This window comes from Pseudomonas sp. MF5691, assembly GCF_016405645.1.
Lineage (GTDB): Bacteria > Pseudomonadota > Gammaproteobacteria > Pseudomonadales > Pseudomonadaceae > Aquipseudomonas > Aquipseudomonas shahriarae.
The window spans coordinates 53634-66351 of the sequence record NZ_JAEKDC010000006.1; the positions used below are offsets into that span (position 1 = coordinate 53634).

Here is a 12718-nt window from a genome sequence, read left to right on the forward strand (position 1 = left end):
GCTGTGTCGGCAGTCACGCCATCCGCACGTTCCCAAGCCTACTGGCGACGGGCAAGACAGGATTGTTTGGAACTCAGTGTGATGACACGAAGGGCGACGGGATTGTCGGTGCCGGCAACGCATAAGCCTGCTTCATCCACGCCACCTCCGCTATCGGCGTGCGTCCGAAGAGGCGCTTGAAATCGCGGCTAAATTGCGAAGCACTTTCATACCCCACCAGAAATGCCGACTTGGCCGCTGTCAGGTCGTTACGCAGCATCAGTAATCGCGCTTGATGCAACCGCGTCGACTTGAGGTACTGCATAGGCGAGGAATCGGTCACCTTGCGAAAATGTAGATGAAAGTTAGGCACGCTCATCTGCGCTTCCTGGGCGAGTATTTCTACATCCAGATGCTCGTGGTAACAGCGGTGGATTTTGTGAATGGCGCGCGTCACCTTGCCGAACTGACCCTGCTGGGCGATAGCCGCGCGTAGGGTGCCGCCTTGTTCGCCAGTGAGGATGCGGTAGTAGAGTTCGCGCAACATCGCTGGCCCGAGGATTTGCGCGTCGGTGCAGTCGCCCATGACTTCCAGAAAACGCAGGGTCGACTGGCGCAGCGGTTCGTCCATGGGCGAGGCGTACATACCCATAGGTTGAGCCACGCGGATGTTCCATACCTCATCTACCTGCTGAATCAGCTCGCCGGCCAGATTGAAATCCAGACGTATGTACACCGCCAGCATTGGCTCCGCCTCGCTAGCGTCGGTCTCCATTGTAAAAGGTACTGGCACTGAGACCACCAGATAATGCTGGGCGTCATAGATGTAAACCTCATCACCCAGATAGCCGCGCTTCTGCCCCTGACAGAGGATGACGATGCCCGGTTCATATAGAACCGGCGTGCGCTTCAGCGGCCGGTTGGAACGCAGAAAACGCACATCATCCAGCGGACTCAGGTTGTAACCCTCCAGCGGTGCAAGCTGGCCCATCAACTGCACCATACGCGCAGTGCTCGGGTTCTTGGGTTTCGGCATCGATTGCACGTTCTCCACTTTTATGCTCAGCCGTCCGTGGAACAGCTCAGCGCTTCCCATTGCTCAATACTCTCCGCCGTCCGGTGCAACTTGTCACGCACCAGAGCCAGGGCGTCGCTGCCCAGCAGCAGTTGAGCCGGCGGGTTAGGGCTGGTGATAATAGTCATCATGGCGCGTGCGGCTTTCTGCGGGTCGCCCAGTTGAAGGCCGCTTTTTTCCTCACGTGCTTTTCGCACCGGGTCGAAAGTCGCATCGTAGTCACTGATGCTGCGCGGCGTACGCTGCATCGAACGACCTGCCCAGTCCGTTCGGAAAGACCCCGGCGCCACGGCCGTTACAAAAATATTGAAGGGTGCAAGCTCCTTGTTCAACGTATCAGAGATGCCCTCCAGGGCAAATTTGCTGCCGCAGTAGTAAGCAATACCTGGCATGGTGATATAGCCACCCATGGACGTGATATTGAGGATATGCCCCGCCCGTCGCTGGCGAAAAAAGGGCACAAACGCCTTGGTCATCGCCACCGCGCCGAATACATTGACGTCGAACTGACGGCGCATTTCCTCCAACGACGACTCCTCGAAAACCCCTTCGTGCCCATAACCCGCGTTGTTAACCAGCACGTCCACCGGGCCATACTGATCCTCAACAGCGGCGACGACGGCGTCGATGGCATTAAAGTGGGTAACGTCCAGCACCACGCCATGAGCTCTCTCAGGCAAGAGTGCCTGGAACGTTGCCAGAGATGATTCGCTGCGAACAGTGCCGATCACTCGATGGCCCTGAGCGAGAGCTTCCTTAGCCAGGGCCTGGCCAAAGCCGCTACTAACGCCCGTGATAAAAATGGTTTTGTCTGCACGCATGGGGCGCACTCCTGAATATATAAGGTCAGGCTATGCTAGGGCGGGGAGTGGTTGGGAACTATGCCTGATTCGATTTTAGTATTGCCTGATTCTATCGGAGTGATCGGCGAGCAACCTGAAATCTGGTGGCAAAAAACGAGGCCAAAGGAAGAAAAACGACGGGCTTATTTACCTGCTCTAATCTCTGCTTCGTGTCGCGAGTGGTTTTTCGGTAACGCTGATGTGCATGCGGTCTGGCCGAAGGTGCCCATGAATGTGAGAGTGACAATGCATTTGGAGTGCTGTCAGCCATCAGCCTGGATCATTGGCCTATCCGCCGAGAGAGCCGTAAGAAGGTCATCGTGATCGAGGCCAGAGGGTTGAGAGATTGGCAATGTATGACAAGCGGAATCTCCCTCGCCTTGAGGTCAATCAGTACGAACAGGCCGATCCCAAACGATTCCCTTGGGTAGTGCGCATGCCTGTAGCGGGGGTGCTCCAGCCGGAAATCGTGCACCGATGATTTCGCTAAAGTTCTCTTGGCGCTTAGCGACACACTGATGCTTAGGCAAGATTGCGGGCAGTGGGGGCATCCTTTTCAAACCATCCAAAGCATGCCCTCAGATTTGCACCCCAATGTAGCAATCCACTGGAAGTGAATGAAGCTCCATGGTCTGTGAAAAGGCAAAAATGATCAGAAGAACTGCCTGTCCTACGAGGCTTAAAGACTCTCAGGATCCCCCAAAAACATTTTGACTTGGCTCTAGGACGGTGTTTCCAGGTCGAACGAGTTTGTTTCTGCCCCCACTCGCACCGAATACGCGAATGAATGCGAAGGGCGGCTTCCGACGAACTCCAGTGTGGCAGTGGCTGGTACTCAGTGTTTTTCTCCCGCGGGGATCGTTGCCTCCAGGCCCAAGCTGTTGAGGTAAGGAGTCGAAAGATAACGCCGACTTACGCGGTCTCCGCTAATCGTTCACTGAGCATTTCTCCCTGGTGACGATGCCCTAGAACCTCGTAACCGACTACTGTGATGATAGGCGCAAACATGAGCACGACCAGGCACACTACGATGCTCATGCCCAACATAGCTGCGCCGATCGCAACCGCGATGACCACAACGGTCGCCAGCAAGAGCCATACGTGCAGTAGGTCAAAGTGGCGCACTAGAAAATAATGAAGCGCGTAAATCAGCCCAAGAAAGATCGCAAGCGGAATAGCTGTGGCGAGCAGAGCCGGTAGCACTCCAATGTGGGCTTTGTTCTCGATAAAGTTCGCCGCGACGTCCAGTCCCGCACCCGTTGCGACAATCGAGGCAATAATCAGTATTTGCCCATAGCTCCATACGAAAGCGCGCGAGCGATAAGCGTGCAGCACGTTAGCCGATGGCAGAATTGAATAGACCCACCACATTCCAAAGGTGATTCCGACACCTGCAACGCAGGCCAGTGCCGTTTCAGCCGTCCATCCCACATGCTCCATTTCCGCAGACAGGGCTGCGACCGTCCCCACCAACCCTTCGCCCAGGGCAATAATTGCGAACAAGCTGTAGCGCTCTGCAATGTGCTCCGCGTGCCACGGCGTGCCGCCGTCCCTGCGTTCCGCCAATATCGGACCTGCAAACTCGACCAGAAACCACAAAAAAAACAGTGTGATGGTGACGTCTATCGAAAGAGGAAAAATGAAAAGTGCTATCCAGCCGAGTTGCGCCACCGCGATCGCGACAGCGTAAGTGATGCAGGCGCGGCGCCTTGAAGGGTCTTGTTTCGCTGCTCGCAACCACTGAAATATCATCGCAATGCGCATGATCACGTAGCCCAGTACCATAACTGAAGCATCCAGCTGGTGACCCTCCTCTATTGAGGAGAACAGCCGTGGCAATCCGATCGCCAGCACGAGGACACCAGCCATCTGCACCATTGTGGTAATGCGAAAAATCCAATCGTCAGTATCGTAGGCTGATGCGAACCACGAGAAATTGGTCCAAGCCCAACAAATGCAAAAGCTCGCGAATCCGAACCCAATCAATGCAGTGGAGTAGTGGCCTGCTGCCAATGCATGTGCGAGTTGGGTAGCAGCAAACGCGAAGCAGGTCGCGAAGGTCAGGTCGAACAATAGTTCGAGAGACGAGGCAACGCGGTGTGTTTCGTGCGGATCGCGCCCGGACATCCGCCGTAGGTGATGGTGAAGAGCTTTAGTAACAGACGCCGATGTGCTCATGCGTGATCCCTCGTTGGCAAGCGCCATGTATCAAAGGTGGTTTGAAAAGTTATGTTCAACGTGACTCGCATAGGTCATTTCGCTTCCCGCGCGTGACGCCACAAAGAGGTTGGCTCAAGGAGTCGGCTATTCAGACACGTCCGCGTCAAGACGCATGCGCCGAATATCACGCGAAGGGGGCGAGCCAAACAGTCGCTTATATTCCCGGCTGAATTGCGAGGCGCTTTCGTAGCCGACAAGGTTGCTGGCTTCGCCTGCGTCGAAAGCCTGGTTCAACATCAATTGCCGAGCCTCTTGCAGGCGCATTTGCTTTTGGAACTGCAGAGGACTCATACCGGTGATATCGCGAAAGTGCTGACGGAACGTTGATGGAGTCATGTGCGCGTGAGCGGCCAGGTCATCCAGATTCAAAGCTTGTTTGAAATTCTTCCTAAGCCAGGAAAGGGTTTGGGCCATTCGCTGACGCGGCGTGCCATCGGCAATGATGTGGCGAAGTTGGGACCCTTGGGGACCAGCTAACAAACGAACGACGATTTCTTGCTGAAGCAGTGGCGCAAGTGGGCTTACCAATTGCGGCTCGTCCAGTAGCCGTACCAGTCGCAAAAACGCATCGAATAAAGCAGGCTCCAGCTTGTGGACAGAGATTGGCTCATAGGCGGTCTCGGGCGAAGACGGCAACTCCATCTCATAGGCCACTTGCGCAATCTGGCGAATGTCCAGCTTCAGCATCATACCCAGCAGTGGTTCGCTGCGAGATGCCCGCGTGACGTGGGCAGTCACTGGCATGTCGAAAGTCGACAGCATCAATTGGCCAGGCCCGTAATTGTGCACCTTGTCGCCGACCATGATTTGCTTATAGCCCTGGGTAATGACGCCTATGCCCAGGTTATAGATGCAAGGCATCGGCTCGCTAACGCCATGACGGCGATGCATTGTCAGCGCGGGAAGCGCTGTAGTGAAATCACCGTCAGTGCTGGCAAAGCGCTGAATCGCGGCGGACAACTCTGCTGCCTGAGGGACATTTGCGGTTTTAGATCCCTGATCGCCGTGCATTTGGTAATTTCCTTAGCTAACTAAACGGAAAATGGTAGCAGCAGGCGCCGCTGGAAGTTGTAGCCCCCCTGAAATTTCCGTCTTTTAGGTAAAAAAATCTAAGAATCAGGCAATTTGGTATTGGTTGTAATGCAGTCCACTAGATGCAAGCCATGCCCGACCGTTGTTGTCTGGCCGTCCAGCATCGCAAGATCATTCGCCTCCCGCGTCGCTAATTGCCGAATCCGATTAATCAGGCAAGTAATCATAACTTTTGTGCAAGCAGTCGAGATGTTGCTCACCTACTCTTAAGCATCTGCGTGGACAACAAAGTGGTGACTGCATCATCAGAAATCGCGCCGTGGGTTATCCATTGGCTGTCACCGGATCAATCAAGAGCGGCGCAAAAAGATGCCGCCTGAATAACCTGGCATGTTCTGGAGAAAGTATCCACCAAGCCGTCTGTCCAACACCGTGAGTTCGCCTGAAGGACCTTTATAATGAAAATAGGACTGATCGCATTATTACTGGCATTGCCTATTTCGGGCACGGCACTGGCTGACAGCGCAGGCAGCTCCATGCTTCCGGCAGGTAGTGTCAGTAAAGCCGAGGGGTTAAAGGCTTGGCAGCGGATTGAAGCCGTGGTGACTCACCCGCGCTGCGCCAACTGTCACGTCGGCCCCAACAATATTCCAATGTGGACCATCTCCGGTGAGAACAAGACCCGCCCGCACGGCATGAATATCCACGCGGGTGACTCGCGAATAGGCGCTGAAACAGTGTCTTGCGTTGCTTGTCACGCAAGTTCGGATACACCAAACGTTGCCCCCAACATGCCGCCGCATGTGGGCCTTCCCTGGCAGCTCGCCCCAGTGGCGTTCGAGTGGTTCGCAAAGACCGGCGCGGAGATTTGTACCCAGTTGCGCGACCCCAAGCGTAATGGGGGCCGTGATGCCGCTGGCCTGGTTGAGCACCTTCATCATGACGCAAAGATAAAGGGCTTTATTCCCTGGGCCTGGGTTCCCGGACCTGGGCGCTCTACACCGCCAGGCAGTTTCGAGACGCACGTGCAGGACATGACCGTGTGGGGTGCTGCAGGTCAGCCTTGTCCCGAATGATGAACATATTGATGTGCTGCCAAACAGTTTTTGGCGAGCGATCTGCGAGTGTCTGGCACTCGCCCTTTAAACAGCCTTCGGGCAAACGCTTCGCAAGGCTGGCCTGGCGCCAGCCATTTAAACACCTACGGGTCGGAGGATTTCATGATCACGCTTAATATCAATAACAAGGACCTGCGTGTCGACGTTGCCCCCGATACGCCCCTGCTGTGGGTGCTGCGCGATAGTTTGCAGCTTACCGGTACCAAGTTCGGCTGCGGTATGTCCCTGTGCGGGGCGTGCACTGTTCACCTTAATGGTCAGCCCGTCCGCTCTTGCGTTACACCTGTCTCGGCAGCAGTCGAGGCGAAGATCGTCACGATTGAAGGTGTCGGCGAGACCCCGACCGGTAAGGTAGTTCAGGAGGCCTGGCAACGGCTCGACGTGGTGCAGTGTGGTTACTGCCAGTCAGGTCAGATCATGAGCGCTGTGGCTTTGCTGCAAACCAATCGCTCACCTTCAGATACCGACATCGATCGAACAATGGGTGGCAATGTCTGCCGCTGCGCAACCTATGTACGCATTCGCGCGGCCATCCATGATGCTGCCAAGTCGCTGGCTTGAGCAACGAGGTAATGAATATGATCCGGTCTATCGAGAACGAAAGTCGTCGCCGCTTCCTCAAAGGTACAGCAGGCCTCACTTTGGCCGTTTATATGCCTTGGTCGCTGGCTGACAGCACCGCGCGCGTGGGAAAGAAGGAGGGAGAGTTTGAACCCAACGCTTTCTTGCGCATAGGCGAAGATAATGTCGTCACCGTCATCTCCAAACATTTGGAGATGGGACAAGGCGCTTACACTGGTCTGGCCACTTTGGTTGCTGAGGAGTTGGATGCAGACTGGGCGCAAGTCCGTGTTGAAAGCGCCCCGGCAGAGTCGCGTTACAAAAATTCGCTATTGGGTATTCAAGGTACCGGTGGCAGCAGCTCCATCGCCAACTCTTGGGAACAACTGCGCATGACCGGAGCTACCGCTCGCGCCATGCTGGTATCGGCCGCGGCTTGGCTGTGGAAAGTGCCGGCGCAAGAAATCGAAGTGGTAGATGGGGTACTGCGGCATGCTGCGTCGGGTAAGCAGGCAACATTCGGCCAACTTGCCAAGCTCGCCGCCGATCAGCCGGTCCCGGCCCAGGTCAAGCTCAAAGATCCCAGTGCATTCAAACTGATCGGTCGGCAGCAGTTGGCGCGTAAAGACTCGGCTGACAAGGTCAATGGCAAGGCGATCTATACCCAGGACATTCACTTGCCCGGCATGCTAACGGCTGTGGTTGCTCATCCGCCGCGCATTGGCGCCAAGGTGAAATCCTTTGATGCCAAGGCGGCGCTTGCCATCCCTGGAGTGGTACATGTGGTGCAGATCCCCAGCGGCGTCGCTGTTGTGGCGAAAGACACCTGGAGCGCAAAGAAGGGGCGTGACGCAGTAGCGATCCAGTGGGACGAGAGTGGTGCGTTCAAGCAAAGCTCCGAGCAGTTGTTCAAGCGCTACCGTGAGTTAGCCAAAACGGAGGGTACGGTTGTCCGCAACGATGGTGATGTTAATACCGGTCTTGCGGGCGCAACGCGTACGTTGGAAGCGGAGTACGACTTTCCCTTTCTTGCCCACTCGGCCATGGAGCCGATGAACTGCGTGGTCGCCCTGACTAAGTACGGTTGTGAAACTTGGCATGGTGCGCAAATGCAGTCACATGTGCAGACGGTGTTGGCCGATCTGTTCGGCCTGGAACCGGAGCAGGTTCGGGTCCACACGCTTTACGCCGGTGGCAGTTTCGGCCGGCGGGCTAGTAAAGATGCTGATTACGTTTTGGAAAATGCCCATATCGTCAAAGCTATCGGTGGGAAGGCGCCGGTAAAACTGGTGTGGTTACGCGAAGACGACATGCAGGCCGGCCACTACAGACCGATGTACCATCATCGCCTGACTGCCGGGCTAGATGAGCAAGGCAAACTGGTGGCCTGGCAGCACCGCTTGGTCGGTCAATCCGTGTTCGCAGGATCACCTTTCGCTGCGTTTATTAAGGATGGCATCGACTCCACATCGGTAGAGGGAGGGTCGACGCTTCCTTATCGAATCCCCAATCTGCGTGTTGATCTGCATACCCCAAGCGATATTCCAGTACCCATACAGTGGTGGCGGGTAGTGGGACATTCCCATAACGCTTTCTCCACTGAGTGTTTTTTTGACGAGCTCGCTCAGATGGCGGGACAGGATCCAGTGGCCTGGCGCCTGGCAATGCTCGAAGGGCATTCACGTCACATCGAAACGCTCAAGTTGGTGGCGCAAAAGGCTGCCTGGGACACGCCGTTGGCAGCTGGCAAGCAGGGTGAACGTCGTGGCCGGGGAGTGGCTCTGCACGAAGCCTTTGGCTCTGTGGTGGCGCAAGTGGTCGAGGTTACGGTGCAAAGCGACGGCAAATTCAAAGTGGACCGTGTGGTTTGCTCGGTGGAATGCGGCATTGCGGTCAACCCGGATGTAATCCGTGCTCAGGTCGAGGGCTCCGTTGGCTTCGCTCTTTCAGCGGCCATGCACGAAGCGATTACCTTGACCGACGGTAAGATTGATCAATCCAACTTCCATAACAACGAACCGCTGCGCATCTATGACATGCCTAAGGTCGAGGTACATATAGTGCCGTCGGCAAGCCCGCCAAGCGGTATCGGTGAGCCGCCCGTTGCGCCTCTCGCGCCGGCGCTGGTGAACGCCTTGGCTGCGGCGACCGGCAAGCGTATTCGGCGCTTGCCTATCAGTGACCAGTTGTCGGCTTGACCATGCAGCATTTGGACTTGCAGGTTATTGAGCAAGCGTTGACCTGGACCCGCAGTGGCGAGGATGTTTGGCTGTGCACAGTGCTCGCCACTTTCGGGTCCTCTCCGCGAGGGCCAGGTTCCTGGCTCGTGGCCCGCAGCGATGGGCGCTACGTTGGCTCACTGTCGGGTGGCTGTGTCGAGGAGGATTTCCTTGAACGCTTGCAGGAGGGTGAGTTCGGGGATCGTATTCAGGTCGTGCGTTACGGGGATGCCCACGGTGGACCACGGGATTCGCGAATCACTCTGCCTTGCGGTGGAATATTGAAAGTGCTGATCGAGCGTCTGCCGGCCGACCCGGCGACACTGGACCAGTTGGAGATCATGCGTTCGACACTGCGCGGGCAGCGCCATCTGCTGCGTTGTGTCAACTTAAGCAGCGGCGATGCCCGTTTCGAGGTCGACGACGGCCTTGGCCCGCGGGTAGTTGAACAGGTCGAAAGTGAAATCGTGCATTTGCGGATCGGTCCGGCTGCGCGCCTGATCATCGCAGGTATGTCGCCGGTATCGGTGGCGTGCGCCGAGTTCGCCCGCACGCTTGGTTTCGAAGTCATCCTTTGTGACCCACGGGAGGAAGCTCTAGTAGGTGTCGAGCTACCCGGCATAGAGGTTAAAACTATCTTGCCGTCGATGTTCATCAGTGCCGGCGGATGCCATGCTGCCACTGCCGTAGTGGCGCTGACCCATGATCCGCGCATCGACGACTTGGCGATGATGGAGGCTGTAGGCACGTCGGCCTTCTACATCGGCGTCATGGGTTCGCTACAAACCTCTAAGCTGCGCGCGGAGCGACTGCGCCGTATCGGGAGGTTAAGCGACAAGCAAATTGCTCGACTGCACATGCCGATAGGGTTGTCCTTGGGCAGCAAGACGCCTGCCGAGATCGCACTGGCGGTGATGGCGGATATCATCCGAGTCCAGCGTGGAAGGTCACGCGATGCACTCTGAACCGATCGTCGATGGGCAAGGGCGGCGTTTGGGAAACCTGCGTCTGAGCCTGACCAGCGCATGTAATTACGCGTGCATCTACTGCGTGGCTGATGGCAAACGTCTTCAGGCTCGCAACGATAGCTTGTCGCTGGACAAGTTGTTGCTGGCGGTGGAATACCTGAAAACCGTAAACCCACTGGGGCGCCTGAGGATCACCGGCGGCGAGCCGCTGATCAGCCCTTTGTTCGATGGCTTTCTCGGGGCAGTAGGGCGGCTGGGCTTCGAAGATGTATCGCTGACCAGCAATGGTCAATTACTGTCGCGTAAGCTTCCTCTGTTATTGGAGGCTGGCGTCAAGCGTATCAACATTTCGCTCGACACACTGGATGCAGAGGCTTTCCAGCGCATCGCCCGGGGTGGGGATCTGGCCACAGTACTCGATGGCATTGACCAGGCCCTGGAGGCTGGTTTGCAGGTAAAAATCAACATGGTGCCGCTTCTTGGGCACAACCATGATCAGATCTTACCTCTACTTGAGTACTGTCTGGCCCGGGGGGTGGAATTGCGCTTCATCGAGTTGATGCGCATGGGGCATCTGGCGCGCGATGATGAAACTTTTCGTCGGCAGTTCTATGGCATGGCCGAGATTCTTGAGGTTATCGGTCAGCACCATCCGTTCAGCGCAGTACCGAGTGCGCCCAGCGCCACGGCATTGCGCTTCAATATACCGGGGCGAGGTCACTTCGGCGTGATCGCCAACGCCAGCGCGCCTTTTTGCTGCAGTTGTAACCGAGTGCGCCTAAGTTCGAGCGGGTGGCTGCATGGGTGCCTTTCCTCCAGCCAAAGCCATTACTTGGGCGATGCCCTTGAACTTCCACGCGATCTTGCCTTGTCACGTATTCGCGAATTGTCAAGGCACGCCTTACTGGACAAACAACCGACTCATTTCACGGGCGACCTCATGATCATGAAAGTCATTGGTGGGTAATAAGCAATGATCCCTGAAACTGAATCGCCACCTCGGGTATGGGTAATACGCAGCATGGTTTCTGCCCGGGCTAGGAGCCAGGGCCTGCTAAGTGGTATACGGGCGATCGAGCACGCGGATGCATTGTCAGCGGCGAGCTTTCTTAGTGACATGCCCTGGATCACTGGCGACACTCTGCATCATCTCGTGTCAGTAGTCTCGCCTGAACGCATAGTTATTCCGACATTTAGGAGGGTACAAGGGGCTAATTTCTTGTTAAAGCGGCAGTTCTGGCAAACGTTAAAGTTGCTTGCTGAGGACTTCGATGAAAAAGACCAATTGCAGGTGGCTCCGCACCCTGTATGGCCCCCAGAACTAAGCGATATCGATTCCCGGCGGCGTGTCGAAATCGAAGAGTTCATCGAATGGTGATCACGCCTTTAGAATTTTCATCGTTCGCTTAGCTGTACAAGTACGACGTTCTACCTTTTTTAAGCTGGTTAAATGCGAATAAAAACATCCAAGTCTACAAGCTACACATCGAGCAATATTCATCTCTGAAGCTTTTCTGTAGAGCTCCTTTGGAAAGAGATGAATCTTTAGCGCCCCTCGGGGCGCTCTTTTTACCTAGTCGTTGGAAAATATATCTACTCATGGTGCCTGCAGTTTTACATATCCCTTCTAAGCGCAAGTCCTCGCCTGGAAAAACGAATCGCAGATACCCACCCGCGTCGCCATGGTGCTTCCCGAACTGCTCCAACTGCCTGACAAAGAGCGGAAGAGCTGGCAGCGGTATATGGCCGAGCCAGAATAGCTGGACTGGCTTGCGAGGCAGCATGCACTACAATCAAAAAGCCTAGGCGGAGTGACGAAATATAGGCGCCGGAGGAGTGGACACAAATGCAAAAGAATACTGAAAGGCTGACAATCTTGATTGCCCCATCGACTAAACAGCGTCTGGAGCAGGTCGCGGAAGAGGAAGACAAAACAACGTCGCAAATCATTCGGAGGCTGATAAAGCTATACCTCATAGAAGCCGAAACTCGGAGGTTGACCGGTGAGCCGGAGTAATTTTCTTTCGGGCAAGATCGCGTTGGAGTTACATATAGGAATACTCGGCCGCTTGGCCCCAAAAACTGTACTGCTCATCAAGGATGGAACTATCTATGGAAGTGGCCTCAACTCATCCAGAGTATTTTTCGCATGTGCGCACGATTATCGGCATGGTCTTGGGCCTAAGCCTTGCGCGACTGGTAAACGGCCTGACACGCTTCGTACAGCACCCAGGAATAATTAAAGTTTATCCTGTCCACCTTGGGTGGGTGATATTCCTCTTCATCACGATCGTGCACTTTTGGTGGTACGAATTCCATTTGTCGCGGATCCCTGTCTGGACATTCCCACTCTATAGGTTCCTGCTTTTCTACGCGATGGTGTTTGCAGCGCTCACGGCATTATTGTTTCCCGACCAAATGTATGAGTACAAGGGATTCGAGGACTACTTCGAGCAGCGCAAGCGCTGGTTTTTCGGACTACTTGCCTTTGCGTTTTTGCTAGATGTTGGAGATACATTAATAAAAGGCGAGAATTACCTGTACTCACTCGGGGTCGAGTACTTGATCCGACAGATTGCGTTCGTCCTCCTTTGCATAATTGCAGTAGCAATCACTTCAAAGAAACTCCAGATGGTTTTGGTGCTCGCGGCCATTACTTATCAGGTGAGTTGGATCTTGAGGCTTTATGTCATCCCTTGACAAG

At 55.3% G+C, this 12718-nt stretch carries 12 protein-coding genes; 8 read left to right on the top strand and 4 right to left on the bottom strand.

Features of this window, described 5'->3' with window-relative positions; translation table 11 throughout:
- Nucleotides 1-73: 73 nt before the first annotated feature.
- The 4 genes from JFT44_RS11050 to JFT44_RS11065 all read right to left on the bottom strand — a co-directional run bounded on the left by JFT44_RS11050 (nucleotide 74) and on the right by JFT44_RS11065 (nucleotide 5127).
- The gene (locus JFT44_RS11050; protein WP_057959773.1) at nucleotides 74-1015 is read right to left on the bottom strand and encodes an AraC family transcriptional regulator; all 942 of its coding nucleotides are present in this window, start codon (nucleotides 1013-1015) and stop codon (nucleotides 74-76) included.
- Nucleotides 1016-1041: 26 nt separating this feature from the next.
- The gene (locus JFT44_RS11055) at nucleotides 1042-1875 is read right to left on the bottom strand and encodes an oxidoreductase (RefSeq protein ID WP_120733044.1); all 834 of its coding nucleotides are present in this window, start codon (nucleotides 1873-1875) and stop codon (nucleotides 1042-1044) included.
- Nucleotides 1876-2808: 933 nt separating this feature from the next.
- The gene (locus JFT44_RS11060) at nucleotides 2809-4074 is read right to left on the bottom strand and encodes a low temperature requirement protein A (protein WP_198799250.1); all 1266 of its coding nucleotides are present in this window, start codon (nucleotides 4072-4074) and stop codon (nucleotides 2809-2811) included.
- Between the two features lie 126 nt (nucleotides 4075-4200).
- Entirely contained in the window at nucleotides 4201-5127 is a 927-nt protein-coding gene (locus JFT44_RS11065) for an AraC family transcriptional regulator (RefSeq protein ID WP_057959691.1), read from the bottom strand.
- Nucleotides 5128-5606: 479 nt separating this feature from the next.
- On the opposite strand from JFT44_RS11065, the gene JFT44_RS11070 reads away from it, so the two are divergent.
- The 8 genes from JFT44_RS11070 (at nucleotide 5607) to JFT44_RS11105 (ending at nucleotide 12714) form a co-directional block, all read left to right on the top strand.
- Nucleotides 5607-6224 carry a hypothetical protein gene (locus JFT44_RS11070; protein WP_198830643.1) on the top strand — a complete coding sequence of 206 codons (618 nt, stop codon included), beginning with the start codon at nucleotides 5607-5609 and terminating at the stop codon, nucleotides 6222-6224.
- Nucleotides 6225-6368: 144 nt separating this feature from the next.
- Nucleotides 6369-6827, top strand: a complete 459-nt coding sequence (locus tag JFT44_RS11075) for a (2Fe-2S)-binding protein (protein ID WP_029290699.1) — start codon at nucleotides 6369-6371, stop codon at nucleotides 6825-6827.
- Between the two features lie 11 nt (nucleotides 6828-6838).
- Nucleotides 6839-9025, top strand: a complete 2187-nt coding sequence (locus JFT44_RS11080; protein ID WP_198817441.1) for a xanthine dehydrogenase family protein molybdopterin-binding subunit — start codon at nucleotides 6839-6841, stop codon at nucleotides 9023-9025.
- A gap of 2 nt (nucleotides 9026-9027) precedes the next feature.
- Nucleotides 9028-10011 carry an XdhC family protein gene (locus tag JFT44_RS11085; protein ID WP_120733050.1) on the top strand — a complete coding sequence of 328 codons (984 nt, stop codon included), beginning with the start codon at nucleotides 9028-9030 and terminating at the stop codon, nucleotides 10009-10011.
- Nucleotides 10001-10981, top strand: a complete 981-nt coding sequence (locus JFT44_RS11090) for a GTP 3',8-cyclase MoaA (protein ID WP_198830644.1) — start codon at nucleotides 10001-10003, stop codon at nucleotides 10979-10981. Before JFT44_RS11085 ends, JFT44_RS11090 begins: the two co-directional genes overlap by 11 nt.
- A gap of 54 nt (nucleotides 10982-11035) precedes the next feature.
- Complete coding sequence (locus JFT44_RS29125) at nucleotides 11036-11392, top strand: NTP transferase domain-containing protein (RefSeq protein ID WP_057959688.1); 357 nt, start codon at nucleotides 11036-11038, stop codon at nucleotides 11390-11392.
- A gap of 468 nt (nucleotides 11393-11860) precedes the next feature.
- Nucleotides 11861-12031 (top strand): ribbon-helix-helix protein, CopG family, encoded by a 171-nt coding sequence (locus JFT44_RS11100; protein ID WP_120733054.1) that lies wholly within the window; start codon nucleotides 11861-11863, stop codon nucleotides 12029-12031.
- A 95-nt stretch (nucleotides 12032-12126) separates the two neighbouring features.
- Nucleotides 12127-12714, top strand: coding sequence for a hypothetical protein (locus tag JFT44_RS11105; protein WP_198830645.1), 588 nt, complete (start codon nucleotides 12127-12129; stop codon nucleotides 12712-12714).
- The last annotated feature ends 4 nt before the right edge of the window (nucleotides 12715-12718 follow it).